Below are 26,093 nucleotides of genomic sequence, written 5' to 3'. Positions count from 1 at the left end.
GCGGGAACATAGCCCGCGGGTTTGGGGTTTTTCGGGTCGCGCACGTCCACTATCGAAAAGCCCTGCGACACCATATGGCCGATCCAGGCGAATCCGCGGTGCACCATCAGCTGCACGCCGTCAGGGCGACCGCCCTGGTCGCTATGGCCAATCAGCCGCATATTGCGGCTGTATTCGGGGGTGGGTAATGCTGACATAGTGGATTCCTTTCGCCCGGTGGCGCTGCGCTTACCGGGCCTACGGGTGCAAAATGTAGGCCGGGTAAGGCGCAGCCGCCACCCGGCTTGTTTTATTTATTTTTCGCTTCCAGCGTCGCAAACCACGGGGCGATAAAATCTTCCGTCTGGCCCCAGCCTGGAATGATTTTCCCCAGCGACGCTACGTTCACCGCGCCCGGCTGAGCGGTCAGCAGGGCCTGCGGGATGGCCGCGGCTTTAAAATCGTAGGTGGCCGGGGTCGGTTCACCAGCAATTTTATTGGCCACCAGACGCACGTTGGTGGCCCCAATCAGCTTCGGATCCACCGCCACGCTCACCTTCCACGGGCTGCCCGGCTCGCGCATCAGCTGCAGATCCTGGTTGGAGATGTCGATGCTGTAGAGCTTGATCTCGGTGCGGCCGTTCTCTTTCAGCGCCTTATAGGCGCCCTGGCTGAAGGCGTCCCAGGTGCCCCAGATGGCGTCGATTTTACCTTTCGGGTATTTCGCCAGGATCGCGCCCACCTTGTTGGCGGTGTCGCCCTGCACGTCAGACGAGACCGCGCCGATAGACTCCAGCTCTTTGATCTCCGGATATTGCTTTTGCAGCGCTTTATAGGCCGCCTGACGACGCTCCATCGGCGGGAAGCCCGCCACCCACAGCTTGACGATATTGGCTTTGCCGTTGAAATCTTTCGCCAGCTGGCCGAAGGAGAGATTGGTCAGGGAGGCATCGTCCTGCTGGGTAACGGTCACGCCCGGGATCTCGCCGTTCACCGCAGTATCAAATACCGCGACTTTGATCCCGGCATCCACCGCTTTCTTCACCAGCGCAGTCGCATACGGATCGCGCCCCTGGGAGAGAATAATCCCGTCATATTTCTGGCTGATGGCCTGGTTCACGAAGTCCTGGAATTTGGCATCGTCCCCGTTGCTTAAAAAGGTGCTGACCTTAAAGCCGAGCTTCTTGCCTTCCTGAATCGCCCCGGCAATAAACTGCGTGGTGTTGTCGTCTGAGCCCAGGTTGCGGATCACCGCGATGCGGATCGGGCCGTCGTGGTTAGCAATGGCTGGTGGAAGCGGTGCCGGCGTGGCCGCAAAGCCAGGCAGAGCAGCGAATAACCCTAATGCCACCAAAGAGCGTGCAATCTTTTTCATTTTTTATCCCGTTGTGTTGTCAGCGTTTTTGTATGTAGGTAATCGCCAGCGCTACCGCGAGCACCAGCCCTTTTATAATGTCCATGGCGTAATACGGCACCGAGAGCATCACCAGCCCGTTTGACAGCACGCCAAGAATGATCGCCCCGACCAGGGTTCCCAGCGCGTTCGGCTTGCCGGAGCCGGCCAGCGAGAAGCCTATCCACGCCGCCGCCACCGCATCCATCAGGTAGCCGCCGCCCGCATTGACCTGCGACGAACCGATGCGCGAGGCCAGCAAAATCCCCCCCAGGCCCGCCAGCAGAGAGGCAATCACGTAGGCCGCGACCTTGTAACGGGTAGTGCGGATGCCGGAAAGGCGAGCCGCTTCCGGGTTACCGCCGATGGCGTACATCCGACGGCCGTGGGTGGTCAATGACAGGCCCAGCTGCGCCAGAATGGTCACCGCTAGCATGATGATCACGATGGTTGGCACCTGCCCCAGCAGGCTGAACGCCGCCGGAATGGTCCCTTCCGCCATGTCACCGCTCGGCAGCACCATGTTCTCGGTGATCGACCCGCCGTAGCTGTAAGTCATCGCCACGCCCTGGATCACAAACAGACTGGCAAGCGTCGCGAGCATATCCGGAATACGCAGGATGACGATCAGAAAGGCGTTAAACAGCCCCACCAGCGTGCAGAGCGCGAGGGTGATCAGAATCGACTCGGTGGTGCCGAAGCCGTGCCAGACGAAGAGTGAAATCACCAGCGCGTTCGCCAGCGACGCGGTAGATCCCACGGAGAGATCGAACCCGCCAATGGTCAGCGAAATCGACACGCCAATGGCAATCACCGTCACGATGGCAATCGAACGCAGAATATTGATGATGTTATTCGGGTCGAGGAAGCTGTCCGACGCCAGGCCAAAAACGGCCACCAGCGCGACGACGGTCAGCAACATGCCCCACTTATAGAGAAAATCAAAAATCTGCTGACGGCCAGACGCCGCCGCGTTCACTGAAAGGGCCTTACTCACGACGCCGTTCCTCCGGTTGAATAATAAAGCAGGGTTTCTTCACGGGCCTCGGCCCCGGCGATTTCCGCCACGATACGTCCGTCCCACAGCACACAGATGCGGTCGCACAGCCCCACCAGCTCGGCAAACTCGCCGGAGGCGTAAATGACCCCTTTGCCCTCGCGCGCCAGGCCGTCAATCAGCTGGAACAGGTCGGTTTTGGCCTTCACATCCACGCCTTTGGTCGGTTCGTCGAATATCAGTACGCTGGCGTCATTGCGCAGCCATTTGCCGATGGCGACTTTCTGCTGGTTACCGCCGGACAGACGGCGCAGCACCTGCCCCGGCCCGCGCGCCCGCACGCCGACGCGGGCGATAACCTCTTCCGCCCAGCGCCACGCCTGACGATGGCCGAACAGGCTCCAGCGCGAGAAGCTGTTATCCGCCGTCACCGCCAGATTCATGCTCACCGGCTCGTCGATAAAAATGCCCTCTTTGCGCCGCTCCTCCGGCACCAGCGCCAGGCCGCGCAGCACCGAATCCGCCGGGTCGCGCGGTTTCCAGGACTGATGATTCAACTCACCGCGCGCCACGCGGCTTTTGCTGGCACCAAACAACGCCTTGCAGAGTTCGGTTTTGCCTGCGCCCGCCAGCCCGGCAATGCCGAGAATTTCGCCTTTGCGCAGGTGCAGGGAGATATCTTTCAGCAGCGCGTCGTCGTGCAGTCCCTCCACGCGTAGCAGCGTTTCGTCGCCGTGCGCAGGGCGCGCGGGCGGGTAGATATCGCTCAGCACGTGGCCAAGCATCTTCTCGACAATCGCCTCGCCGCTGAGATCCGCCATTGGACCGGACTCAATCAGCTTGCCGTCGCGCAGCACCGTCAGGGTGTCGCAAATGGCTTTCAGCTCGTGAATGCGGTGCGAGATAAACACCACGCCGATGCCCTGCTGCTGTAAACGTCTAACCACAGCAAACAGGCGCTCGCTTTCGTGGGCGTCCAGCGGCGCAGTGGGCTCATCGAGAATTAAAAAACGGCAGTGATGGGACAACGCCCGCGCCAGCAAAATCTGCTGCTTTTCGGCAAGCGAACAGCTGTCAATAACGCGGCGTACGTCAAGAGAGACGTCCAGCTGCGCCAGGGCCTGTCTCGCCTGCTGGCGCAGCGTACGCCAGCTGAAGCGATGTCCCGGCTGCGCCAGCGTATCGAGCATGATGTTCTCGGCAATGGTTAATCCCGGGATCAGCGCCACATCCACTTCCTGCTGTACCAGATGGATCCCCAGCCGTTTGGCGTCCAGCGGCTCGCGGATCGTCACCGGCTGGTTATTAATGCAGATCTCACCTTCATAACGTTCGTGCGTTCCGCACAGCACCGCCATCAGTGTTGATTTCCCCGCGCCATTGGCGCCGGTCAGGGCATGCACCGATCCGCCGGTAAGGGTGAAATTCACGCGCGACAGGGCCTGAAAGCCGGAAAAGGCCAGGCTGATACCGCGCATCTCAAGGCGACTGGAAACCATCCGCGTAAATCCTTCATTACTCTTCTGATTTAGCGAATTTTTCACAGCTCCGGTTGACTGACAACGACGGAAAAGGCATAAGTTAAAGCGAAATATTATTAGCCATCCGGATGTCCAGACATAACATCGGGTTAGCGCTTGCTAAAAAAGGACACCTTCATGAGCACCACCGATATCCGCGTCGTACCTGGCCCGGCGAACTACTTTTCCCATTCCGGAAGCCTTGCGCGTCTGAATGACTTCTTTACCCCGGAACAGCTTTCCCGCGCGGTGTGGATTTACGGCGAACGCGCCATCGAAGGCGCGCGCCCTTTCCTGCCGGAGAGTTTTAACGTGCCGGGGGCGAAACACCTGCTGTTTAAAGGCCACTGCAGCGAGCGTGACGTCACCCACCTGGTGCATGAAGCCGGCAGCGAGGCGAGCGTGGTGATTGGCGTTGGCGGCGGTGCGCTGCTCGATACCGCCAAAGCGGTGGCTCGCCGTCTGGGTATCCCGGTAGTGGCAATTCCAACCATCGCCGCCACCTGTGCGGCATGGACGCCACTTTCCGTCTGGTACAACGACGCCGGTCAGGCGCTGCAGTTTGAGATTTTCGACGACGCCAACTTCCTGGTGCTGGTTGAGCCGCAAATCATTCTCAACGCCCCGGCGGAGTACCTGCTGGCGGGGATTGGCGATACGCTGGCGAAGTGGTATGAAGCGGTGGTGCTGGCGCCTCGGCCTGAAAACCTGCCGCTGACCGTGCGTCTGGGCATTAACGGCGCGCTGGCAATCCGCGACGTGCTGCTGGCGCACAGCGAGGAAGCGCTGGCTGACCAGCAGCGCGGCGAACAAACCCAGGCATTCAGGGACGTGGTGGATGCCGTTATTGCCGGTGGCGGGATGGTCGGCGGCCTGGGCGAGCGCTATACCCGCGTGGCGGCGGCGCATGCAGTGCATAATGGCTTAACCGTGCTGCCGCAAACGGAAAAATACCTGCACGGTACCAAGGTGGCCTACGGCATCCTGGTGCAAAGCGCTCTGCTCGGCCAGGAGGACGTGCTGGCACAGCTTATCTCAGCGTATCAGCGTTTCAACCTGCCGACCACGCTTCGCGCGCTGGAGGTCGATATCCATAACCGCGAGGAACTGGATAAGGTCATTGCTCATACCCTGCGTCCGGTAGAGTCAATTCATTATCTGCCGGTGACGTTAACGCCTGAGGTTCTGCGCGCGGCGTTTGAGAAGGTGGAATACTTCAGCCGTTAATCGCCCCGAGGGACTATACCTAATGATGATTCTCACCACTCTCGCAACGAGGTCATCATGCAGATCGATTTAACAGGTAAGAAGGCGCTGGTTACCGGCGCCAGCCGTGGGTTGGGTCGCGCTATCGCGCTGTCGCTGGCGCGCGCCGGTGCCGACGTGGTTATTACGTATGAAAAATCTGCCGATAAAGCCCAGGCGGTTGCCGATGAAATTAAGGCGCTTGGGCGGCACGGTGAAGCGGTGCAGGCCGACAGCGCCAGCGCGCAGGCCATTCAGGATGCCGTCACCCATGCGGCGCGCGCCCTCGGCGGGCTGGACATTCTGGTCAACAACGCCGGGATTGCGCGCGGCGGCCCGCTGGAGTCCATGACGCTGGCGGACATTGACGCCCTGATCAACGTCAATATTCGTGGAGTGGTCATCGCCATTCAGGAGGCTCTGGTGCATATGTCTGACGGCGGGCGCATCATTAACATCGGCAGCTGTCTGGCTAACCGCGTGGCCATGCCGGGCATTGCCGTTTACTCAATGACGAAGTCCGCCCTCAACTCTCTTACCCGCGGCCTGGCACGCGATTTAGGCCCGCGCGGCATCACCGTTAACCTGGTCCATCCTGGCCCTACCAACAGCGACATGAACCCGGAGGACGGAGAGCAGGCGGAAGCGCAGCGCCAGATGATTGCCGTCGGTCACTACGGCCAGCCGGAGGACATCGCCGCGGCGGTCACCTTCCTTGCCAGCCCGGCCGCCGGGCAGATCTCCGGCACAGGGCTGGACGTGGACGGCGGTCTGAACGCCTGATCGCACATTCTCTGCAAGCCTCTGTCGCCCGGCAGAGGCGTTTTGAAGCCGCCTCGAGGGAATGCGTTTTGCCTCTTACCGGCGTTTATTCTCCGCTCTACAGTACCCCATAAGAAATTCGGAATTTATCTAATAGTCTTATTATTTCCTTATATTTTGTGTGGGCGTACAGTGGAGGTACGGATGAAGATTGTCTGGTCCAATGGTGCAAAGAAGGCGTTTTCAAAGATTGACGAGCGGTATCAGCGACGCATTGAGGTAAAGCTTGCTGAGCTGGATGATCGTTCCGCTCCCCGGCCCGATATCAAAAAAATATCGGCGACAGAAGATCATTTCCGGCTACGCGTTGGCGATTACCGCATCATCTATACGCTTCGGGACGATCCCGATGACCATTGTTATGTTTTGGCCATCAAGCGTAGAACTTCAACGACTTACCTGCATGAGGAGAGTGCAACCTATGGCTGTACAGCTAATCAAGGACGATAACGGGAAAACGCAGTACGTCGTTATTCCCTATCACGAATATTTTCGTATGCTCTTACAAATGGCAGAAATTGACGACGAAACTGACGACGACCTGGAGGATATTGAAGTCGAACACGATAGTCTGGATGACGTTGAGCTTCCTGGCGAGGTTTGCAGCATCATGACCTGGCAGAACGTCAGCCTGCAGGCCGCATGGCGCATCCTGCGCGGCATGTCCCAGCAGGAGGTGGCAGAGAAACTGGGCATCAGCCAGTCCGCCGTGTCACAGCTGGAAGCGCTGGACTCGCGCCCGCAAAAGCGTACCCGCGAAAAACTCGCGGCACTTTACGGCTGTAAGCAGGAACAGATCAGCCTCTATTTACCGAAAGAGGGTTAACAGCACTTCGCACCGCCCTTACCGCCGTAGCGGGCGTCCTGGCGATCGCGGAAAAATGCTTCGTAGGTCATTGGCGTCTGGTCCGGATGGTTGACCCGCATATGTTCGACGTAGTTGTCGTAATCCGGTACGCCGATCATCATTTTGGCGGCCTGGCCCAGGTACTTACCTGCTTTGGAAAGGGTGTCGAACATAATTCTCATCTCACAGGAAAAGTAGGCCGGGTAAGGCGAAGCCGCCACCCGGCACAAAGGTTAATGCGCCCCTTTCGCCTGGGTGACAATCGTTTCCAGGTTTTCAGGCATTGGCTCATACGGTGTCTCTTTCGCCGTCGGCTTGTCTTCTTTCAGCGCCGCCAGCGCGGTCTTCAGAGAATACAACGCCAGCACCACGACCACCACCATAAAGAAGATGGTCAGCCCGGCATCCAGACGGTTGTTAAAGACCAGTTGCGACAGCTGTGATTCCGTGTACTGCGCCGGGATCTTACCGCTGTCGATCATCGCCTGGAACTTGTTGGCAATCGCCAGGAAGCCCACTTTATTGTCCGGACTGAAGGCTTTCTGCCAGCCCGCCGTCAGGGTACAAATCAGCAGCCAGGCGGTTGGTACCAGCGCCACCCATGCATAACGTTGACGTTTCATCTTGAACAGCACCACTGCACACAGCATCAGCGCCATGCCTGCCAGCATCTGGTTGGCAATCCCGAACAGCGGCCACAGGGTGTTAATCCCACCCAGCGGGTCGACCACGCCCTGATGCAGGAAGTAGCCCCACGCCAGCACGCACAGGGCTGTCGCCAGCAGGTTCGCCGGTAACGACTCAGTACGCTTCAGGTTCGGGGAGATCACCCCCAGCAGATCCTGCAGCATAAAGCGCGCCGCACGGGTTCCCGCATCCACCGCCGTCAGGATAAACAGCGCTTCAAACAGAATGGCGAAGTGATACCAGAACGACACATCCATCAGCCCGCCCAGCGCGCCGTGAAGGATATACGCCATACCGACCGCAAGCGTAGGCGCCCCGCCCGCTCGCGAGATAATGGACTGCTCGCCCACTTCACTGGCAATACTCGTTAACGTATCAGGGGTAATCGCAAAGCCCCAGCCGCTCACCACCTGCGCGGCAGACGCCACGACGTCAGCGGTGCCCGCCGGTGCCAGCACCGCCATCGGGCTGTTCATCGCAAAGTAGACGCCCGGGTCGATAACGCAGGCGGAGACCAGCGCCATAATCGCCACGAAAGACTCCATCAGCATGCCGCCGTAGCCAATCAGACAGGCCTGATTTTCATTCGCCAGCATCTTCGGCGTGGTGCCGGAGGCAATCAGCGCGTGGAAGCCTGAGACTGCACCGCAGGCGATGGTGATAAACAGGAACGGGAACAGGTTGCCGGTCCAGACCGGGCCGGTGCCGTCAATGAATTTGGTCAGCGCAGGCATGGTCAGGGTCGGGCGCATAATCAGAATGCCAATCGCCAGCCCGACGATGGTACCGATTTTCAGGAAGGTGGAGAGGTAATCACGCGGGGCCAGCAGGAGCCACACCGGCAGCACCGCCGCCACAAAGCCGTAGCCCACCAGCATCCAGGTGAGCTGTACGCCGGTAAAGTCAAAGAACGGTGCCCAGGTCGGACTTTCCGCTACCCAGCCGCCGGAGATAATGGCGAATACCAGCAGCACCAGACCAATGACCGACACCTCACCAATGCGTCCTGGACGCAGGTAACGAATGTAGATCCCCATAAAGATAGCCAGTGGAATGGTGAACGCGACGGTGTAGGTCCCCCACGGGCTGTGGGTCAGCGCTTTCACCACAATCATCGCCAGCACCGCAAGGATGATCACCATGATCATAAAGGTCGCCACCAGTGCAATCACCCCGGCGGTGGCCCCCATCTCCTCTTTCACCAGCTCGCCCAGTGAACGGCCGTCGCGACGGGTGGAGACGAACAGCACCATAAAGTCCTGCACCGCCCCTGCCAGCACCACGCCGGCGAGGATCCAGATCATCCCCGGCAAATAGCCCATCTGCGCCGCCAGCACCGGCCCCACCAGCGGGCCCGCTCCGGCAATCGCCGCAAAATGGTGACCGAACAGCACTTTCTTGTCCGTCGGAACGTAGTCCAGCCCGTCGTTATGGCGAACGGCGGGGGTCATGCGCGTGGCGTCAACCGCTAAAACGTTCTTCGCGATATAGCGGCCATAAAAACGGTACGCGATCAGGTAAATGCAGACGGAGGCAACGACGATCCACAGCGCGTTGATCTGTTCCCCCCGGTTGAGGGCGATATAACCCAGGGCAAAGGCTCCCACAACGGAGAGCCCTGCCCATAAAAGGTGTTTCCCTGAGTTGTTCATAATGGTGATCCGTTGTTGTGAAACAGTGAGATGTTACATTTTGTTTCTAGAACAACAGCGAAAATTTAACAACTTTGAAACGCAATAATGCGTGGTCAAACCAGACATTTACACCACATTGTTAAGCAGATCACTTTCGTACCGTCACCGGTCACACTTTTGCCTTTTTCGTCCCGCCCCGGCCTTACGGGATGATTTATATCATTTTTTTTGCCCGAAACCCCGCCAGAATGACCCTGCGCAATGGCGTGCATACAAGGAAAAGGATATGAACAGTTCAGTACCTCAGGATAGTAAGGTCGGGCCCGGCGCGTACTTCGCCCTGGCGTTTGCAGCCGTCTTCTTCTCTGGCCTGTTGGGCGGAAAAGAGTGGTACGGCGTGTTTGATTTCACCACCCTTAACGGTGCGTTTGGCAAAGTGGTCAGTAAAGCCAGCCTGGAGGATGGCACTCTGACGACGGCCAGCAGCGCCTTTCGCGGCACAGGCGGCAGCGGTGCGATGGACGGCTTTCTCTTCGCGCTCGGTCTCATTCCGGCCGTGATGTTTGCGCTTGGGATGATCAACGTACTGGAGCACTACGGCGCCCTGCGTGCCGCCCGCAAGCTCTTAACCCCGCTGCTGCGCCCCCTGCTGGGCATTCCCGGCACCACCGGGCTGGCACTGATAGGCAGCCTGCAAAGCACCGACGTGGGCGCGTCCCTCACCCGAAACCTGTCTGATGAAGGGCAAATCAGCGAAAAAGAGAAAGATGTCTTCGCCATGTTCCAGTTTTCCGCCGGGGCGATGATCACCAACTTTTTCTCCTCCGGCGCCATCCTCTTTACGCTGGTGGCCGTCGACGGCACGGCTGCCGTTCCCACCTCCATCGGCGCCTGTATCGCTGTGATGTTCATCATGAAAATCGTGGGGGCAAATCTGCTGCGTTTGCTCCTCTCTTTCACCGCTAAAGGAGACGCCGCATGAGTGCTCCACAATCCAACCCGGTTATTACTGATGTCTTCGTCGAGGGGGCACGCAAAGGCTGGAGCATTGCCACCAGCAGCACCCTGCCCAACGTGGTAATGGCGTTTATCATCATCAAAGCGCTGGAGATCACCGGCGCGCTAAAAGGACTGGGGATGCTCTTCGCCCCGCTGATGGGGCTGTTTGGCCTGCCGGGCGAAGCCGCCGCCGTGCTGATTGGCGGCTGGATGTCGATGGGCGGTGGGATAGGCGTCGCCATTGGCCTGTTTGATAAGGGCATTCTCACCGGCGAGCACCTGGCGATTCTGGCGCCTGCCATCTACCTGATGGGCTCGCAGGTGCAGTACCTGGGCCGCATTCTGGGGGTGATCGGCACCCGCGCCAGACGCATTCCGCTGATGATCGCCATCTCGGTAGTCAACGCATTCTTAGCCATGCTGCTGATGCGCATTATTCTCTGAACAGGACGTGAACATGAATCTTGACCATTACATCGAAGAACTGAAAAGCCTGGTGAACGTAGACTGTGGAACCCAGACGATTGCAGGCGTCGCCACCGTGGCAGCCATTATGCAGCAGCTCTGGCAGCGCGAGGGCTGGCATACCGAACAGGTGAACCTGGGCGACAAGGTGGGTCCCGGCGTTTTCGTCAGCAACAAGCCGCAGGCACAACAGTTTGACGTGCTGCTGGTGGGCCATCTGGACACCGTGTTTGCCCCCGGTACCGTGGCCGGGCGCCCGCTGAGCGAGGACGATACTCGTCTGTACGGCCCCGGCGTCTCGGATATGAAGAGCGGACTGCTGAATGTTTTATGGGCAATGCGTGAACTGGACACCGCTGACAAAGAACGTCTGGCGATAGCCGTGGCGATGAACCCGGACGAAGAGACGGGTTCCGTCTATTCCCACGAATGGATTGGCGCGCTGGCAAAACGCTCCCGCTGCGTGCTCGTCTGCGAAGCCGCCCGCGCCGACGGCTCGCTGGTGAAAGCGCGGAAAGGCATGGCGGGCTATCACCTCACCTTTAGCGGCGTGGCGGCGCATGCGGGTAACGACCCGGAAAAGGGCCGCTCGGCGATCGCCGCCCTGGCGAACAGCGTTATCGCCATTAATGCCCTGACGAACTGGGATCGCGGCACCACGCTGAACGTTGGGGTGATACAGGGCGGCAGCGCGGCCAACGTGGTCGCGGACAGCGCTGTAGCCGAACTGGACGTTCGCTTCTGGGAAAACGATGAGTACGACCGGGTAAATCAGGCGCTGGAGGCGTTATGTGAAAAAGGCTTTTTAGACGGCGTGACCACCACGCTGACGCGGGTCAACCACAAACCGGCGATGGCAGCAAGCGTTGCCACGCAGGCGCTGATGCATCAGGTTGAAGCGGCGGGGAAAGCGGAAGGTATCGCCATTACCTGGCAGGCGGTTGGCGGCGGCAGCGATGCCAACCACACCGCGGCGCTCGGCATCCCGACGCTTGACGGCTTCGGGCCCGTTGGCGCCGGGTTCCACAGCCCCGCGGAGTGGCTGGATAAAGCGTCCATAGCGCCGAGAATTCGGTTACTTAAGCGCGTCGTTTCAATGCTCTAATTTTGCACGACACTGTCCCCTCTCCCTGTGGGAGAGGGTTAGGGTGAGGGCAACAGGCCGCACAACACTAACCCAGCACCATCGTACTCAACCGGCAGGTACAGCACCGCCGTCCCTGCTCGTCGAAGACCACAATCTCCCAGCTCTGGCTGGAACGCCCCAGATGCAGCGGCTGACACACCCCGCGCACCTTACCGTGCGACACCGCGCGATGATGGGTGGCGTTCAGTTCCGTTCCCACCACGTTCTGCCCGTCCCGGGTCATCAGAAACCCGGCCATCGAGCCGAGCGTTTCCGCCAGCGCCGCCGAGGCCCCGCCATGCAGCAGACCAAACGGCTGGTGGGTACGTGCGTCCACCGGCATCTCCGCTTCCAGCGTGTCGTCACCGAGGCGGGTATAGACGATGCCAAGATGCGCCACCAGGGTGTTCAGGCTGGTCGCGTTCAGTTCATCGAGGGATAAATGACGTTTCCAGATCATTACGCCCCCAGCGTGGAGCCACCGTCCACCACAATATCCTGCAGGGTGATATGGCTGGCGGCATCGGAGGCGAGGAACAGCACCGTACTCGCAATCTCCTGCGGACGGGCGATTTTGCCGAGCGGAATGCCGAGCTTAAACTGCTCGCCAAAGCCGCGAATGCGCTGCTGCTCTGCATCGTCGCTTTTCCACAGCGTGCGCTGCATATCGGTGTCCGTTGAACCCGGCGACACCAGGTTGCAGCGCACGCCGCTGGCCGCCAGCTCCAGCCCGACGGTCAATGCCAGGCTTTTCAGCGCCGCTTTCGAGGCGCCGTAGGCGCTCATGCCAATGCGCGGGGTATGCGCCGCATCCGAAGCCACCGTCACAATCGCCCCGCCCTGCTGACGGCGAAACTGGCCCATCGTCTGCTGGAACAGATTAAACGCGCCGCCAACGTTGACCGCGAAGGTCTGCTGCCAGTCCGCCTGCGAGAGCTGGTCGGTTGCCCCCATCCGCAGAATACCGGCCGCGTTAACCAGTACGTCCAGACGTTCAACGGTAGTGAGCAAATGACCGCACACCTCGCTGACCTGCGCATCATTCGCCACGTCCAGCGCTTTGGTTGCAAAAGGATAATCGCCCAGCGGAAACGCCAGGTCGAACCCGGTTACCTGTGCGCCCGCCTCAGCGAACGCCAGCGCCGTCGCATAGCCAATGCCTTTACCCGCCCCCGTCACCCAGACGGTTTTACCGGTGAAGTCAAATCCCATTACTGCACCTCGCGGGAGAGCAGCGCCCACCAGGCGTCGAGAGTGGGATTTTTGGCCAGCATCACGAAATCAATGTCGCCATGCACTTTGCGCCAGCGGGCGGCCAGCGCCATCATGCGCACCGAGTCCAGACCGTAGTCGATCAGGTTTTCGTCATCCATCGGCTCGTCGGACTCGTCCAGCAGCGGCAGGATCATCTCACGCAGCGCGGCTTTTGAGGGCGGAACCGACGGCAGCAGATCGTCGGTCATCACCACGCGGCCAGAGCGCCCGGCCACGTAGTTCAGCGACATCAGATGCTCATCGCGGGTGAAATCCGCCAGCGCGTCGGCAATAAAGAACGGTTTGATGTCGCGCATAAAGGCATCGGTGGCGGTAGTCATGCAGCCGATGTGGGCGTACACACCGCTAATCAGCAGCTGGTTGCGGCCCGTCTCTTTCAGCATCTGCTCCAGCGGCGAGCGGTGAAACGCGCTGTAGCGCCACTTCACCAGCACGGTGTCCGCTTCGTCCGGCGCTAGCTGAGAGACGATACGCTGCTGCTCCGGCGAGCGGGTCAGGCCCGGCCCCCACATGTCGTTGAGCAGCGCGCGGTCTTCATCACTCTGCTCTTTCGGCTGGGCGGTGTAGTACACCGGAATATGATGCGCTTTGCAGTACGCGCGAAGTTTAGCGATGTTCGTCACCACCTGCTGCATCATCGCGCTGTTTTCGCCCCAGAAGTTCAGGAAGTATTCCTGCATATCGTGGATCAACAGCGCGGCGCGTTCAGGTTCAAAGGCCCAGTTCACTTTACTGGTTGGCAGCTCTGCGGCAGTTGGCAGCGCGTAAGCGGTTAATTTTGGGATAGTCATACTCTGTTCCTCAGCCCCGGGCGCGTTCAGCCAGCCACAGGCGCAACTGTTTCTTATCAACTTTGCCGACCGGCGTCAGCGGGAGCGCCTCCACGCTCTCCACGCGGTCCGGCAGCTTGAATTCGGCAACGCCCTGCTCGCGCAGGAAGCGACGCACCTCGACCGCGCGCAGGGGCTGTTTCACCACCAGATACGCACAGCTCTTCTCGCCAAGCAGGCTGTCCTCCATGCTCACCAGCGCGGCGTGGATCACCGCCTCATGGCGCAGCAACAGGTTCTCGATCTCTTCGGCGGCGATCTTCTCGCCGCCGCGGTTGATCTGATCTTTCTCACGCCCCTGCACGGTGATGTAGCCCTGCTCGTCGATGGCGATCAGATCGCCCGAGCAGTAAAAACCCTCAGCGTCGAAGGCGCTGGCGTTGTGTTCCGGGCTGTTGAAATAGCCGCGGAAGGTATAGGGTCCGCGCGTCATCAGACGACCGACTTCCCCGCGCGGAAGCGGGTTGCCGTGCTCGTCCGCTACCCACACTTCATCATCCGGGCACATCGGACGGCCCTGCGTGTTGATGATGCGCTCGGGCGCGTCGTCGAGGGCGGTGTAGTTCACCAGCCCTTCCGCCATGCCGAACACCTGCTGCAGCTGGCAGCCCATCTCCGCCGGAATACGCGCCGCGAGCGTGGCGGAAAGACGCGCGCCACCCACCTGCAGCAATTTGAGAGACGTCAACTGCGCGTTGCCCACCCCGTCGGCGATGGCCTGCAGCCACAGGCTGACCGCCGGAGGAACGAGCGAGGTGACGGTAATCTGATGCTGTTCAATCAGCGGGAAGCAGAGCGTGGCGCTCGGATCGCTCGCCAGCACCACGCAGCCACCCGCGGTAAAGACCCCTAACGATCCCGGCGAGCTCATGGCGTAGTTATGCGCCGCAGGCAGCGCGTTGAGGTAGCGAGTGTCGGCGGTAATGCCGCAAATTTCGTTGCTGCGGCGGATGCTGTAGTCGTAATCGTTATGCGTGCGCGGGATGAGCTTGGGCGTGCCGGTGCTGCCGCCGGAAAGCTGGAAGAAGGCCACTTCATCGGCGGGCGTCGGATTGGCAATAAAATTATCCGCCGGGCGGGAGATCGCCGCCTCCAGCGCATGCTCCCCCCTGTCACCGCGCAGCAGGACGACGCGTACCGAACGGTGTTCATCCACGAAAGCATTGAGGAAATCATCGCCTGCGAACAGCGCGTGGTCGCGGTCGGCAATCAGCACGGCGGGTTTGATTTGCACGGCGTAGGCATTCAGCTCGCTGCGCTGGTGGCTAAAGAGCGCGTTAACCGGCGCGACGCCAATTTGCAGCAGCGCGAAGAAAGTAATATAGAACTCGGCCACGTTGCCAAGCTGCACCAGCGCCGTCTCGCCGCGCTGCAACCCGCGCGCCTGAAGCGCTGAGGCCAGGTTGTTCACGGCCTGATTTAACGCGCGGTAGGTCACGCGACGTTCGCCATCGATAATCGCCACCGCATCGCTGTCCGCGCGATCGGTCAGGATGTGGGTTAACGGCAGATCCTGCCAGTAGCCTTTTTCTCGGTAGCGCCGGGCGAACGCCTCAGGCCAGCGGGTAAAGGGAATGGTCATCAGTCTTCCTTAGTGCAAACCAAAAACATTGAGCATGGTGGAGAGCTTCACACCGGTTTCACGCCACTCGCCCACCGGGGAGGAGGCAGGCACAATGCCCGCACCGGCAAACAGGCGAACGCGATTTTTATGCAGCCGCGCGCAGCGGATGGTCACCACCCACTCGCCGTTGCCTTCGCTGTCGCACCAGCCGACGATGCCGCCGAACAGCTCGCGGTCGAACGGCTCCAGCTCGGCAATCAGCGCTTTTGCCGCCTGATGCGGGAAACCGCTCAGGGCTGGCGTCGGGTGCAACAGGCAGGCCAGGGTCAGGGCATTCTCGTTTTCGCACGCCTCGCCTTCCACGGGCGTCGCCAGGTGCCACAGCGTCGGCGTGGTGATCAGCTGCGGAGAGTCAGGCATGCTGAGGTGATGGCTCCGGGGCGCGAGAATGGCTTTCATCGCCTGGGTCACGAGGTCGTGCTCGTGGCGGTCTTTTTCGGAGGCCAGCAGCTTATTGCCCGCTTCACGATCCAGCACATCGTCCGGCTGGCGGCGCGCCGAGCCTGCCAGCGGCAGCGAACTAAAGTGCGCGCTCTCTTTGCGCAGCAGCAGCTCCGGGCTTGCCCCGAGCAGCACCCCGCCGTCTTCCAGCGGTACATGGAAGTTAAAGCTCGCCGGGTTCTGGGCGATAAGACGCTCCATCAGGGCGCCGCTGTCCATCGGCTTGTCGGTCGCGATATCAATCAGGCGCGACAGCACCACTTTGTTCACCTGCGGCGTGGCGGTGAGCGACGCGGCGCGGGCGACCATCTCTTCAAACACGGGCTGCGGCGGGATCTCGGTGCGTTGTTCCACCTTCAGCGTCTGCGAGCCGGAAAAATAGCGCGCGGACTGCTGACGTGCAGGACGGGAAAAGGTCTGCCAGTGCTGCGGAATAAACAGCGATGAGGGCTTGCGGGTATCGAACGGGATCGCCCCTACCATCACCGGATGAGCGATACCGCTGGCTTTGGCATTCCGGAAGGCCTGGGTTAATTTTTGCTGGAAGTGACCCGTCGGATCGTCGCCGCCGACTGCGGGCTCATTGAAGCGAGAAAAGCAGCCTGACGTGGTAAAGCTGCGGTAAGGCGACATAAAGAAAAAGCGGTCTGATTGCAGCGTGCTTGCGGTGTGCTGAACTTCCTCAGCCAGGGACGTATCCATATCATCCTCCTCAAAAATGATAAAAGAAGCAATAATGATTATCATTTATATTTTCGTCGGCTAACCTAATCCCACATCGCTTCGCTGTCAACCGTTGGGCAAATAACGTGTGCGACAAAAGCTTGCATCCCTGCGCGGCAACCATGAAAATGAGAAGCATTATCTTCAACAAAAACAGGATACCGCGCTGTGAAATGCCCTGCCGTTTACCGTACTCCCCTGCTTTTATTGGGACTTTTTGTTTTAGGACTTACCTCAGCCGCCGCCGCCGACTGGCCCCGCCAGGTGACCGACAGCCGCGGCGTGCATACCCTGGAGAGCAAGCCGACGCGCATTGTCTCCACCAGCGTGACCTTAACCGGCTCCCTGCTGGCGATTGACGCCCCGGTTGTCGCCAGCGGTGCAACCGCACCGAACAACCGCGTGGCGGACGCGCAGGGTTTCCTGCGCCAGTGGGGGGATATTGCGAAACAGCGTAAGGTCGCGCGGTTGTATATCGGTGAGCCGAGCGCCGAAGCGGTGGCAGCCCAAATGCCGGACCTGATTTTGATCAGCGCGACCGGCGGGGATTCCGCCCTGGCGCTGTACGACCAGCTCTCCGCCATCGCCCCGACGCTTGTCATCAACTACGACGACAAAAGCTGGCAGGAACTGCTGACCCAGCTCGGTACTATTACGGGTCAGGAAAAACAGGCCGCTGCGCGTATTGCCGCATTTGATAAACAACTTGCGCAGGTGAAGCAGCAGATGACACTGCCGCCGCAGCCGGTGAACGCCATCGTCTACACCGCCGCCGCGCACAGCGCCAATTTGTGGACCGCGGAATCGGCCCAGGGCAAGCTTTTGCACCAGCTGGGCTTTACGCTGGCAGACTTGCCTGCCGGGCTGCATACCTCAAAAAGCCAGGGCAAACGTCACGACATTATTCAGCTGGGTGGGGAAAGCCTGGCGACGGGGCTCAACGGCGAAGGGCTGTTTGTGTTTGCCGGGGACGAGAAAGACGTCGACGCGATTTATGCCAACCCGCTGCTGGCGCATCTGCCAGCAGTGAAGAATAAGCGCGTCTGGGCGCTGGGAACGGAGACGTTCCGTCTGGATTATTACAGCGCGATGCTGGTGTTGCAGCGTTTAAATTCAATGTTTAAATAAGTGGCACGTTCTCCGTAGGCCCGGTAAGCGCAGCGCCACCGGGCGTTTTGTCGGGTGGCGGCTCCGCCTTACCCGACCTACGTGGTCACCACACTCTCCTGCCTGAATCGCCGCAATTCTGCCAACGACATCAATAAGATCCCGCCAATAGCGGCTAATACAAACCCGCTGCTGCTCGCCGATGCCACCGGGGTCATTATCGTCCCCAGGCCGCCGAGGATCGCCGCACCAATGGCATCGCCCGTCACGTTCTGCGCGGTCCACAGGCCGTTAATGCGCCCCAGCATCCCTTCCGGCGTCTGGGTCTGGATCAGGGTGTACTGTAACAGCGAGCTGATGGCGCTCAGCCAGCCGAAAATCACCAGGCACATCACGCCCAGCGCCCACACCGGCATCAGGCTGAAGAAGCCAATGGCGATAAACGAGGCCAGCGTGGCAAGCAGCATAATCAATCCCGGACGCGCGGTCTGCGCCAGGTTACGCTGGTCAGCGCACCGCACGCCGCGCCGAGCGGAATGGCAGCGTAGAGAATGCCTATCTCCGAAGCGCTCATCTGCCACTCGCCCGCCAGCGCCGGGTACAACACGCGCACCGCGTTTGCCATGGTCAGCAGGCCGCCGAGCAGCGCAATCCCGCCGAGCAGCGGGTTGCTGAACAGAAAACGAATCGCCGCCATCAGTGATTTCAGCGGATGCTCGCGCGGCTGCGTCGGCGGGGGCAGAAGCGGCAGGCGCAGCAGCGTCAGCGTGGTGATAAACGTGCCCGCTGCCGCCAGCCCGTAGTTCCAGGCCACGTTACCCGTTGCCAGCAGCAGACCGCCCACCATCGGCGAAATCACCGAACCCAGACGGACGGTGAGCATGGTAATCGCCCCGGCCTGCATCAGGTTTTCGCGCCCCACCAGCGCAGGCGTGGCCGCCAGCAACGCCGTCACGCCCAGCGAGGCAAAGAAACCGTCCCACAGGCCAAGCGCGTAAATGACCACCAGCGACGGCTCAGGCAGCAAGGCGTTCAGACACAGCCCGACAAACCCCACCCCGCAGGTGCCGCGCGCCAGCAGGATCAGCTTTTTACGCTCGTAGCGGTCCGCCAGCACGCCGCCGACCATCAGGCCGATAAACATCGCCCCACCGGTTAAGGTGACCGAAAGGCCCACCAGCCAGCTGGAGTGCGTCATGGTCTGGATCTGTACCGGCACGGCCACGCCGAGCAGGCCGAGGGACAAAATGGAGATAAAGCGGGCGATAAACACAGCGCGATACGCCGGGTGTGTTTTAAGCAGGCTGAGGTTGAGCAGCCAGGATTTTTGATTCATGACAAAGCCTTGAGTGTAATTCTACCCTTTCCATGGGCGCACATGCTAACATAGCCAAATAAGATAGATAACGATAATCACTATCATTATCAAATCATGGATGTTGCTATGTCGTTTTCCTCTTCTTCGGTGCGCGCCCTTGCCGTGCCCGTTTTATTGCTGCTGTTAATTCTGGCGATTGCACTCAGCCTGCTGGTCGGCGCGAAGCCGCTGCCTGCATCCATTATCGTTGATGCGCTCACCGGCACCTGTCAGAGCGCCGACTGCGTTATCGTGCTCGACGCCCGTCTGCCCCGCACGCTCGCCGGGCTGCTGGCCGGTGGCGCACTCGGTCTTGCCGGTGCGCTGATGCAAACCCTCACCCGTAACCCACTGGCGGACCCCGGCATTCTCGGCGTTAACGCCGGAGCCAGCTTTGCCATCGTGCTCGGCGCGGCGCTGCTCGGTTTGACCTCGCCGTCTGAACAACTGGTGATGGCCTTCTGCGGCGCGCTCGCCGCCTCGCTGGTGGTGGCGTTTACCGGCAGCCAGGGCGGCGGCCAGCTGAGTCCGGTTCGCTTAACGCTGGCAGGCGTGGCGCTCGGCGCGGTGCTGGAAGGGTTATCCAGCGGCATCGCCCTGCTCAACCCGGACGTCTACGATCGGCTGCGTTTCTGGCAGGCCGGCTCGCTGGATATCCGCACGCTGGACACCTTGAAAGTGGTGGCGATCCCGGTGGTTATCGCCGCCGCCGTGGCGCTGTTTTTAAGCCGGGCGCTGAACAGCCTGAGTCTCGGGAGCGACACCGCCACCGCGCTCGGCAACCGCGTGGCACGGACCCAGCTGACGGGATTACTGGTCATCACCGTTTTATGCGGCAGCGCGACGGCGGTTGTCGGCCCGATAGCCTTTATCGGCCTGATGATGCCGCACATGGCGCGCTGGCTGGTGGGGGCGGATCACCGCTGGTCGCTGCCGGTGACGCTGCTGGCAACGCCCGCCCTGCTGCTGGTGGCCGATGTTGCGGGTCGTCTTCTGGTGCCCGGCGAGCTGCGCGTCTCGGTGGTCAGCGCCTTTATCGGCGCGCCGGTGCTGATCTTCCTCGTGCGCCGTAAACGCGGAGGTGCCGCATGATGGCCCCGTCCCGTCGTTTAATGACCAGCGTCGCGCTGCTGCTTATCGCCATTCTGCTGCTGGCGGTCTGGAGCCTGCGCAGCGGCGCGGTCACGCTCGATTTTACTCAGGTCTTTAACGCCCTGCTCGGCAGCGCACCGCGCAACCTCTCCCTGGTGGTCACCGAATGGCGACTGCCGCGTGTGGCGATGGCGATTCTGGTGGGCGCGGCGCTCGGCGTCAGCGGTGCGATATTCCAGTCGCTGATGCGCAACCCGCTCGGCAGCCCGGACGTGATGGGCCTCAATACCGGCGCCTGGAGCGGCGTGCTGGTGGCGATGGTGCTGTTTGGTCAGCACCTGACGGCCATCACCTTTACGGCGATGGCGGGCGGCATGCTCACGTCCCTGCTTATCTGGCTGCTTGCCTGGCGCAACGGTATCGACACCTTCCGCCTGATCATCATCGGTATCGGCGTGCGCGCCATGCTGATGGCGTTTAATACCTGGCTGCTGCTGCAGGCCTCGCTGGAAACCGCGCTCTCCGCCGGGCTGTGGTACGCCGGCTCGCTCAACGGTCTGACCTGGGGCAAAACCTGGCCCGCCGCGCCATTGATTGTGCTGATGTTTATTGCCGCATTGCTGCTGGTGCGGCGCATGCGTCTGCTGGAGATGGGCGATGACAGCGCCTGTGCGCTGGGTGTCGGCGTTGAGCGCTCGCGCCTGATGCTGATGCTGGCGGCGGTCTTGCTGACCGCTGCCGCTACGGCCATCGCCGGGCCAATCTCATTTATCGCCCTCGTGGCACCGCATATCGCCCGTCGTCTTAGCGGCACCGCGCGCTGGGGTCTGACCCAGGCGGCGCTGTGCGGTGCGGTGCTGCTGCTGACTGCGGATCTCTGCGCCCGGCAGCTGTTTATGCCTTATCAACTGCCGGTGGGCGTCGTGACCGTCAGCCTCGGCGGGATTTACCTCATCGTCTTGCTCGTTCAGGAGTCACGCAAGAAATGACCGATACCACCTCCCGCCTGCGCGGCGAAAACCTCACCCTCGGCTACGGCAAAAAAATCATTGCCCGTGATTTAACCGTCGCGATCCCGGACGGCCATTTTACGGCAATTATCGGCCCGAACGGCTGCGGTAAATCGACACTGCTGCGCACGCTGAGCCGCCTGATGACGCCGGTTGAGGGCAACGTGTTCCTCGACGGCGAGCAGATCCAGCGCTTCCCCAGTAAAGAGGTGGCCAGGCGCATCGGATTGCTGGCGCAAAACGCCACCACGCCGGGAGACATCACGGTGCTGGAGCTGGTTTCGCGCGGGCGCTACCCGCACCAGCCGCTGTTTACCCGCTGGCGTAAAGAGGATGAGGAGGCGGTCAACCGCGCAATGCGGGCGACCGGGATTACCGATCTCGCACTGCAAAGCGTGGACACCCTCTCCGGCGGGCAACGCCAGCGGGCGTGGATCGCGATGGTGCTGGCGCAGGAGACCGCCATCATGCTGCTGGACGAGCCGACGACCTGGCTGGATATCAGCCATCAGATTGACCTGCTGGAGCTGCTGAGCGAGCTGAACCGCACGCAGGGCTACACCCTGGCGGCGGTACTGCATGATTTGAACCAGGCGTGTCGCTACGCCACGCATCTGATTGCGCTGCGCGACGGCGAGATTATGGCGCAGGGCGCGCCGAAGGAGATTGTGACGCCAGAGCTGATCGCGCGGATCTACGGCATGCGCTGCATGATTATTGACGATCCAGTGGCGGGAACGCCGCTGGTGGTGCCTTTAGGTCGGCGGTAATTGCCGGGTGGCGGCTTCGCCTTACCCGGCCTACACTCAGCTCCCGTAGGCCCGGTAAGCGCAGCGCCACCGGGCAGTTTCACTACCCCAATATCTCCCTCAACACCGGCCCAATCTTTTCAAACGCCTGCGGTGAAATGATGTCCACGTGGGCACAGTCCTGGCTATACACCTCCAGCTCCCCCACCCACGGCGACCAGGCCTGCTGCGGATCCTGCGTGCGCGTGCGCTCGGCCACAAACAGCGTCGCTTTACCCTCGAAGCGTGCGCTGTGTGCCGTGGTGAGCAAGCGCACCGCGTCAGCGTAGTTGCCCTCAATAGCGCTAAACAGTTCGCTGGAGCCCTGTCCCTGCTGAGCGGCGATAAACGCCTGTCGCTCGCGCTCGATTTCCGCCAGCACTGCCGGGTCGAGGCCGTTCGCCTCTTTCTCTGCCCAGTTCTGGGTTTCCGGCGGCCAGGTATCCAGCAGGCCGAGGAACGCGACGACTTCCCCCTGCGCGCACAGACGCGCGGCAATGCCCTGCGCCAGCGTGCCGCCAAGGGAATAACCGAACAGGTAATACGGTCCCTGCGGCTGCTGTGCGCGCAAGGTTTTCAGGTGATGTTCGATGACCTCATCCAGATCCGCACACTGCTGCATCGGCCCGTCCGGGCGAGGTGACTGAATGCCGGTAATGGACCAGCGCGGACTAAGATAGCGAGCCAGCACGCTAAACTGCCACGCAAAACCGGAAGCCGGATGGAAGCAGAACAGCGTTGGGCCGTCGCTTTCACGCAGCGGGAGAAGGGTTTCAAACCCCAGACGCTGCGCCTGCGCGTCGCTCATCGACGAGTCCAGCAGCGCGCTGAGTTTGCTGACCGTGGAGGCGACCATAATCTGCCCCGGCGTGACCTTGCGGGCAAACGTACGGCTGAGCTGCGCCGCCAGGCGCATCGCCAGCAGCGAGTGGCCGCCAAGGGCAAAGAAGTCGGCTTCGGTATCATTGACCTCGCAGCCCAGCAGCGCGGCAAACGCCTGCGCGACGCCGATTTCGGTTGCGCTTTCCGGCGCGCGACCGGATGTTTTGCTGGTCAGCTCCGGCAGCGGCAGCGCCTTGCGGTCGAGCTTGCCGTTGGCGCTTAACGGCAGCGCGCTGATTTGCAGTAGTACCACCGGCACCATATGCGGCGGCAGCTGTGCTTTGAGTGATGCCAGCAGCACGTCGCGATCCAGCGGCAGACCCGATTCAGAGACCACATACCCCACCAGCTGGCGCGCATCGCCGCCCGTTGCCGCCGCCTGATTGAACACGCAGGCGTGCGCCACGGCCTGGGCCACGTCCGGCAGCGACAGCATCGCCCGGTCGATTTCGCCGAGCTCGATGCGCTGGCCGCGAATTTTCAGCTGATCGTCGCTGCGGCCCAGATACTCCACCGCGCCGTTGTCCAGCCAGCGGGCGACGTCGCCAGTGCGGTACATCCGCTCGCCAGGGGCGAACGGATCGGCGATAAAGCGGCTGGCGGTCAGATCAGGACGACCCAGATACCCCTGCGCCAGCTGGATGCCGGTCAGGTAAAGATCCCCCGCCACGCCAAAGGGCACCGGGCGCATCATCGCATCCAGAATGCGCAGCCCCGTGTTCCACACCGGGAAACCGATCGGCACGCTGTTGCCTTCAACAGCCGCCAGTTCCGGGCCAAACGCCGGATACCAGCTGACGTCCACCGCCGCTTCGGTTGGACCATAGAGGTTATGCAGCGGCACATGGGTCAACGCTTCCCACTCGCGGCACAGCGCCGTCGGCAGCGCTTCGCCGCTGCAGAACACCTGCTTAAGCGTGTTGCAGCACCCGACGTTTTCTGGCGTCAGCGAGGCGACAAACGCCGCCAGCATCGACGGCACAAAATGGGTAGTGGTTACGCCGTAGTGCGCGAAGAAGCTCTGCATCGCCTGCGGATCGCGATGCGCATCCGGCTCGGCCATCACCAGCTTCGCCCCGGCGATAAACGGCCACCAGAACTCCCACACCGACACGTCAAAGCTGCACGGCGTTTTCTGCGCCACCACGTCGCTCGCGTTCAGCGGGTAGTGATCCTGCATCCACTTCAGACGGTTAACGATGGCAGTATGCCCGACCATCACCCCTTTCGGACGCCCCGTCGAACCGGAGGTAAAGATGATGTACGCCGTCTGCTCCGGCTTCGCCAGGCGCAGCGGCTCAGCCCCCGCGGTCGGTAATAGTGTGTTGTAACTAAAGGAGGGAATCGGCAGATCGCTAAAGCGCGGACGCTGCTCGTCGGTGGTAATGAGCAGGGACGGCTTCGCGTCCTCCAGCATCATCCGCAGGCGGTCGTCCGGGTAGCCGGTGTCCAGCGGCAGCCACGCGGCACCCGCTTCGACAATGCCGTGTAAGGCCAGCGTCAGGAACACCGAGCGCGGCAGCGCCACCGCCACGCTGTCGCCCGGCTTCACGCCGCGCTCGCGTAGCAGGTTTGCCAGAGCCACCACCTGCTCACGCATCTGGCGATAGGTAAGCTCGATGTGCGCATCCGCCAGCGCGGAGGCGTCAGGCGTGTTGCTTGCCTGCTCCGCCACCAGATCGGCGAGCGTAGTGGACGGCAGCGCCAGCCCGGTATTGTTGATGCGCGCGAGCTGCGCGTACTCCTGTTCCGAAACGGTCTCCACCTCGCCACAGCGCAGGTCCGGGTTGGCGGCAAACTGCATGAGCATCGCATTCAGACGGGCAACATGACGGGTAAGCGTCGCTTCATCATAACGCAGCTTACTGGCGAGGATTTCAATACTGAGTCCCCCCTGTTCATCCGGGAACAGCGCCAGCTCAAGGTCATTCACCGGGCCGGTCGCCAGCGTGTGGGTGATGGCCTCCACACCGTCGAGTTCCAGCCGGTAGTCGAACACCTTCACGTTCAACACGGGGCCAAACAGGGGCTCGTCGCCCGCCGCCTTCCCGCTATCGCGCACGATCTGCTCGGCGTCGTAGCGCTGGTGGCGGCGCATTTTTTTTAGCTGGTTTGCCAGGCGCTGCGCCAGGTCCGGCAGGCTCTCCTGCGGATTGATATTCACCGCCAGCGGCAGGACGTTGAGCACAGGCCCGGTTGCGGTCAGCGCGGCCGATCCCATCCTGCGCATAAAGATAAACCCGGCGGCGTAGTCCAGCCGTCCGGTGAGGCGCCCTAGCCACAGCGTCACCAGCGCAAGCGCCAGTTCGGCGCGCTGCACCTGCCCTGCCGCCTGTACAAGCTGGCTAAAGGCGCGACCGTCAGTGGCGATTTTCAGGCGCAGAATATCCGTTGTCGCGGCACGACCCGGCAGCGGCGCAGAAGAGAGCGAGACCGGCGAAGGCAGCTGCTTGCGCTGTTCGGCCCAGAAGGCACCGTCGCGCCGCCAGGCTTCACTGTCGCGATAGCGCTGGTACTCTTCCACTACCTCCGCAAACGGCGTGAACGGAGACTCAGGCGTGGGTTCGCCCTTTTGCCATGCGGAATAAATTGCAGCAATCTGGCGGGCAATGGCCGGGAAACTGAAGCCATCCACCACCAGATGGTGATAACGCTGATACCAGTACCAGCACTGCTCCCCCACCTGAATCAGCTGGTGAAACGCCAGCGGCTGGCCGCTGTCAACGCGCAGGTTCTGGTTGAGATCGCCCTCCATCAGCGCCATAGCGGCCTCATGCGAGTCGACGCGCACGATGGACGGTTCCGGCAGAATGAAGGTTTCATCAACCCACTGCCACACCTCACCGTTCTCTTGCGTAAAGCGCGTGCGCAGGGTATCAGCCTGCATCATGCCTGCCGCAATGGCTTTTGCCATCAGCGGCGCGTCGATATCCCCTTTCAGCTCGGTGTAGTGCGCCACGCTCCAGGCGTTTGGCAACGTGGATAACTGTTCCGCCATCCAGATACCCGGCTGGGCGGCAACGAGAGGCAGACGGTTCATGCGTTCCCCTTTGCAAAATGAGACGGTTCCAGCGTTTGCCAGCGTTCCGCCAGCCACTGCTGGCACGCTTCCTGGGACTGTGCTTCGCACACCACACGCCACCCTGCCGGCAGTTCGCACTGCTGCGGCCACAGGCTGTACTGCCCCTGGTCGTTTTGCAAAATGGCAAACTGTCCCTGCGGATTATCGAAAGGATTGCTGAATTCCATA

At 61.3% G+C, this 26,093-nt stretch carries 23 protein-coding genes and 2 pseudogenes; 11 read left to right on the top strand and 14 right to left on the bottom strand.

The features are described 5' to 3' along the window. The 4 genes and pseudogenes from LDK53_RS10235 to LDK53_RS10220 all read right to left on the bottom strand — a co-directional run. A pseudogene (locus LDK53_RS10235) lies at positions 1 to 197 on the bottom strand (hypothetical protein); the annotation flags it as partial. A gap of 92 nt (positions 198 to 289) precedes the next feature. Further along, positions 290 to 1,354: a sugar ABC transporter substrate-binding protein gene (locus LDK53_RS10230; RefSeq protein WP_047958003.1), complete on the bottom strand. Its 1,065-nt coding sequence runs from the start codon at positions 1,352 to 1,354 to the stop codon at positions 290 to 292. Between the two features lie 19 nt (positions 1,355 to 1,373). Then, on the bottom strand, positions 1,374 to 2,369 hold the full coding sequence (locus tag LDK53_RS10225; RefSeq protein ID WP_045286213.1) for an ABC transporter permease: 996 nt from the start codon (positions 2,367 to 2,369) through the stop codon (positions 1,374 to 1,376). Further along, the gene (locus tag LDK53_RS10220; protein ID WP_225286759.1) at positions 2,366 to 3,868 is read right to left on the bottom strand and encodes a sugar ABC transporter ATP-binding protein; all 1,503 of its coding nucleotides are present in this window, start codon (positions 3,866 to 3,868) and stop codon (positions 2,366 to 2,368) included. The genes LDK53_RS10225 and LDK53_RS10220 overlap by 4 nt, the downstream gene beginning before the upstream one ends. A gap of 159 nt (positions 3,869 to 4,027) precedes the next feature. Between LDK53_RS10220 and LDK53_RS10215 the strand changes: the two genes are divergently transcribed. From LDK53_RS10215 to LDK53_RS10200, 4 genes are all read left to right on the top strand, one after another. Further along, the gene (locus LDK53_RS10215; RefSeq protein WP_095449381.1) at positions 4,028 to 5,116 is read left to right on the top strand and encodes an oxidoreductase; all 1,089 of its coding nucleotides are present in this window, start codon (positions 4,028 to 4,030) and stop codon (positions 5,114 to 5,116) included. A gap of 57 nt (positions 5,117 to 5,173) precedes the next feature. Beyond that, positions 5,174 to 5,917: an SDR family NAD(P)-dependent oxidoreductase gene (locus LDK53_RS10210; RefSeq protein ID WP_045286216.1), complete on the top strand. Its 744-nt coding sequence runs from the start codon at positions 5,174 to 5,176 to the stop codon at positions 5,915 to 5,917. A 183-nt stretch (positions 5,918 to 6,100) separates the two neighbouring features. Beyond that, positions 6,101 to 6,406: a type II toxin-antitoxin system RelE family toxin gene (locus LDK53_RS10205; RefSeq protein ID WP_047957999.1), complete on the top strand. Its 306-nt coding sequence runs from the start codon at positions 6,101 to 6,103 to the stop codon at positions 6,404 to 6,406. Next, complete coding sequence (locus tag LDK53_RS10200) at positions 6,378 to 6,782, top strand: helix-turn-helix domain-containing protein (protein ID WP_025756303.1); 405 nt, start codon at positions 6,378 to 6,380, stop codon at positions 6,780 to 6,782. The genes LDK53_RS10205 and LDK53_RS10200 overlap by 29 nt, the downstream gene beginning before the upstream one ends. On the opposite strand, the gene LDK53_RS10195 is transcribed toward LDK53_RS10200, so the two are convergent. Beyond that, positions 6,779 to 6,976 carry a YbdD/YjiX family protein gene (locus LDK53_RS10195; RefSeq protein ID WP_014169079.1) on the bottom strand — a complete coding sequence of 66 codons (198 nt, stop codon included), beginning with the start codon at positions 6,974 to 6,976 and terminating at the stop codon, positions 6,779 to 6,781. The genes LDK53_RS10200 and LDK53_RS10195 overlap by 4 nt on opposite strands. Positions 6,977 to 7,036: 60 nt before the next feature. Next, positions 7,037 to 9,142, bottom strand: a complete 2,106-nt coding sequence (cstA, locus tag LDK53_RS10190) for a pyruvate/proton symporter CstA (protein ID WP_047957998.1) — start codon at positions 9,140 to 9,142, stop codon at positions 7,037 to 7,039. A gap of 268 nt (positions 9,143 to 9,410) precedes the next feature. Between cstA and LDK53_RS10185 the strand changes: the two genes are divergently transcribed. Genes LDK53_RS10185 through LDK53_RS10175 form a run of 3 tightly spaced genes read left to right on the top strand, consistent with a single transcriptional unit; the run spans position 9,411 to position 11,693 of the window. Beyond that, positions 9,411 to 10,106, top strand: coding sequence for a nucleoside recognition domain-containing protein (locus tag LDK53_RS10185; RefSeq protein ID WP_095449377.1), 696 nt, complete (start codon positions 9,411 to 9,413; stop codon positions 10,104 to 10,106). Continuing rightward, positions 10,103 to 10,567 carry a YjiG family protein gene (locus LDK53_RS10180; protein WP_045286221.1) on the top strand — a complete coding sequence of 155 codons (465 nt, stop codon included), beginning with the start codon at positions 10,103 to 10,105 and terminating at the stop codon, positions 10,565 to 10,567. The genes LDK53_RS10185 and LDK53_RS10180 overlap by 4 nt, the downstream gene beginning before the upstream one ends. A 13-nt stretch (positions 10,568 to 10,580) precedes the next feature. Beyond that, positions 10,581 to 11,693 carry a M20 family metallopeptidase gene (locus LDK53_RS10175; RefSeq protein ID WP_225286757.1) on the top strand — a complete coding sequence of 371 codons (1,113 nt, stop codon included), beginning with the start codon at positions 10,581 to 10,583 and terminating at the stop codon, positions 11,691 to 11,693. Between the two features lie 67 nt (positions 11,694 to 11,760). Here the strand turns inward: LDK53_RS10175 and entH are convergent, their stop codons facing one another. The 5 genes from entH to entC are packed head-to-tail and all read right to left on the bottom strand — an operon-like array spanning position 11,761 to position 16,586. Then, on the bottom strand, positions 11,761 to 12,174 hold the full coding sequence (gene entH / locus LDK53_RS10170) for a proofreading thioesterase EntH (RefSeq protein WP_225286755.1): 414 nt from the start codon (positions 12,172 to 12,174) through the stop codon (positions 11,761 to 11,763). Further along, positions 12,174 to 12,926 (bottom strand): 2,3-dihydro-2,3-dihydroxybenzoate dehydrogenase EntA, encoded by a 753-nt coding sequence (gene entA, locus LDK53_RS10165; RefSeq protein ID WP_225286748.1) that lies wholly within the window; start codon positions 12,924 to 12,926, stop codon positions 12,174 to 12,176. Before entA ends, entH begins: the two co-directional genes overlap by 1 nt. Beyond that, positions 12,926 to 13,780 carry an isochorismatase gene (locus tag LDK53_RS10160; RefSeq protein ID WP_225286729.1) on the bottom strand — a complete coding sequence of 285 codons (855 nt, stop codon included), beginning with the start codon at positions 13,778 to 13,780 and terminating at the stop codon, positions 12,926 to 12,928. The genes entA and LDK53_RS10160 overlap by 1 nt, the downstream gene beginning before the upstream one ends. A gap of 10 nt (positions 13,781 to 13,790) precedes the next feature. Then, a complete protein-coding gene (gene entE, locus LDK53_RS10155; protein ID WP_225286727.1) occupies positions 13,791 to 15,401 on the bottom strand; it encodes a (2,3-dihydroxybenzoyl)adenylate synthase EntE in 1,611 nt (536 codons plus the stop codon). Between the two features lie 9 nt (positions 15,402 to 15,410). After that, positions 15,411 to 16,586: an isochorismate synthase EntC gene (gene entC, locus LDK53_RS10150; protein ID WP_225286716.1), complete on the bottom strand. Its 1,176-nt coding sequence runs from the start codon at positions 16,584 to 16,586 to the stop codon at positions 15,411 to 15,413. A gap of 189 nt (positions 16,587 to 16,775) precedes the next feature. Between entC and fepB the strand changes: the two genes are divergently transcribed. Further along, positions 16,776 to 17,735, top strand: coding sequence for a Fe2+-enterobactin ABC transporter substrate-binding protein (gene fepB / locus LDK53_RS10145; protein ID WP_225286704.1), 960 nt, complete (start codon positions 16,776 to 16,778; stop codon positions 17,733 to 17,735). Between the two features lie 77 nt (positions 17,736 to 17,812). Here the strand turns inward: fepB and entS are convergent. Next, positions 17,813 to 19,050 (bottom strand): annotated as a pseudogene (entS, locus tag LDK53_RS10140) (enterobactin transporter EntS). 108 nt (positions 19,051 to 19,158) lie between these two features. On the opposite strand from entS, the gene fepD reads away from it, so the two are divergent. The 3 genes from fepD to fepC are packed head-to-tail and all read left to right on the top strand — an operon-like array spanning position 19,159 to position 21,943. Next, positions 19,159 to 20,163 (top strand): Fe(3+)-siderophore ABC transporter permease, encoded by a 1,005-nt coding sequence (gene fepD, locus LDK53_RS10135; RefSeq protein ID WP_225286691.1) that lies wholly within the window; start codon positions 19,159 to 19,161, stop codon positions 20,161 to 20,163. Next, positions 20,160 to 21,152, top strand: a complete 993-nt coding sequence (fepG, locus tag LDK53_RS10130) for an iron-enterobactin ABC transporter permease (protein ID WP_225286685.1) — start codon at positions 20,160 to 20,162, stop codon at positions 21,150 to 21,152. Before fepD ends, fepG begins: the two co-directional genes overlap by 4 nt. Beyond that, a complete protein-coding gene (gene fepC / locus LDK53_RS10125; protein ID WP_225286684.1) occupies positions 21,149 to 21,943 on the top strand; it encodes an iron-enterobactin ABC transporter ATP-binding protein in 795 nt (264 codons plus the stop codon). The genes fepG and fepC overlap by 4 nt, the downstream gene beginning before the upstream one ends. 82 nt (positions 21,944 to 22,025) lie before the next feature. Here fepC and entF read toward each other — a convergent pair whose 3' ends face one another. Both entF and LDK53_RS10115 read right to left on the bottom strand, forming a co-directional pair. Next, complete coding sequence (entF, locus tag LDK53_RS10120) at positions 22,026 to 25,883, bottom strand: enterobactin non-ribosomal peptide synthetase EntF (RefSeq protein ID WP_225286679.1); 3,858 nt, start codon at positions 25,881 to 25,883, stop codon at positions 22,026 to 22,028. Next, a complete protein-coding gene (locus LDK53_RS10115; RefSeq protein ID WP_025759969.1) occupies positions 25,880 to 26,092 on the bottom strand; it encodes an MbtH family protein in 213 nt (70 codons plus the stop codon). The genes entF and LDK53_RS10115 overlap by 4 nt, the downstream gene beginning before the upstream one ends. Position 26,093 lies beyond the last annotated feature (1 nt).

It is taken from the genome of Enterobacter sp. K16B (assembly GCF_020216105.1).
GTDB classification, from domain to species: Bacteria; Pseudomonadota; Gammaproteobacteria; order Enterobacterales; family Enterobacteriaceae; genus Enterobacter; species Enterobacter sichuanensis.
The sequence above is the reverse complement of the archived record's forward strand: the minus strand, read 5'-3'. Positions and strand labels throughout refer to the sequence as shown.

Bases quoted from the DNA above. Each gene is read 5' to 3' on its own strand.
- LDK53_RS10230 (WP_047958003.1), bottom strand. From the start codon at position 1,354: ATGAAAAAGATTGCACGCTCTTTGGTGGCATTAGGGTTATTCGCTGCT.
- LDK53_RS10220 (WP_225286759.1), bottom strand. From the start codon at position 3,868: ATGGTTTCCAGTCGCCTTGAGATGCGCGGTATCAGCCTGGCCTTTTCC.
- LDK53_RS10215 (WP_095449381.1), top strand. From the start codon at position 4,028: ATGAGCACCACCGATATCCGCGTCGTACCTGGCCCGGCGAACTACTTT.
- LDK53_RS10210 (WP_045286216.1), top strand. From the start codon at position 5,174: ATGCAGATCGATTTAACAGGTAAGAAGGCGCTGGTTACCGGCGCCAGC.
- LDK53_RS10205 (WP_047957999.1), top strand. From the start codon at position 6,101: ATGAAGATTGTCTGGTCCAATGGTGCAAAGAAGGCGTTTTCAAAGATT.
- LDK53_RS10200 (WP_025756303.1), top strand. From the start codon at position 6,378: ATGGCTGTACAGCTAATCAAGGACGATAACGGGAAAACGCAGTACGTC.
- LDK53_RS10195 (WP_014169079.1), bottom strand. From the start codon at position 6,976: ATGTTCGACACCCTTTCCAAAGCAGGTAAGTACCTGGGCCAGGCCGCC.
- cstA (WP_047957998.1), bottom strand. From the start codon at position 9,142: ATGAACAACTCAGGGAAACACCTTTTATGGGCAGGGCTCTCCGTTGTG.
- LDK53_RS10185 (WP_095449377.1), top strand. From the start codon at position 9,411: ATGAACAGTTCAGTACCTCAGGATAGTAAGGTCGGGCCCGGCGCGTAC.
- LDK53_RS10180 (WP_045286221.1), top strand. From the start codon at position 10,103: ATGAGTGCTCCACAATCCAACCCGGTTATTACTGATGTCTTCGTCGAG.
- LDK53_RS10175 (WP_225286757.1), top strand. From the start codon at position 10,581: ATGAATCTTGACCATTACATCGAAGAACTGAAAAGCCTGGTGAACGTA.
- entH (WP_225286755.1), bottom strand. From the start codon at position 12,174: ATGATCTGGAAACGTCATTTATCCCTCGATGAACTGAACGCGACCAGC.
- entA (WP_225286748.1), bottom strand. From the start codon at position 12,926: ATGGGATTTGACTTCACCGGTAAAACCGTCTGGGTGACGGGGGCGGGT.
- LDK53_RS10160 (WP_225286729.1), bottom strand. From the start codon at position 13,780: ATGACTATCCCAAAATTAACCGCTTACGCGCTGCCAACTGCCGCAGAG.
- entE (WP_225286727.1), bottom strand. From the start codon at position 15,401: ATGACCATTCCCTTTACCCGCTGGCCTGAGGCGTTCGCCCGGCGCTAC.
- entC (WP_225286716.1), bottom strand. From the start codon at position 16,586: ATGGATACGTCCCTGGCTGAGGAAGTTCAGCACACCGCAAGCACGCTG.
- fepD (WP_225286691.1), top strand. From the start codon at position 19,159: ATGTCGTTTTCCTCTTCTTCGGTGCGCGCCCTTGCCGTGCCCGTTTTA.
- fepG (WP_225286685.1), top strand. From the start codon at position 20,160: ATGATGGCCCCGTCCCGTCGTTTAATGACCAGCGTCGCGCTGCTGCTT.
- fepC (WP_225286684.1), top strand. From the start codon at position 21,149: ATGACCGATACCACCTCCCGCCTGCGCGGCGAAAACCTCACCCTCGGC.
- entF (WP_225286679.1), bottom strand. From the start codon at position 25,883: ATGAACCGTCTGCCTCTCGTTGCCGCCCAGCCGGGTATCTGGATGGCG.
- LDK53_RS10115 (WP_025759969.1), bottom strand. From the start codon at position 26,092: ATGGAATTCAGCAATCCTTTCGATAATCCGCAGGGACAGTTTGCCATT.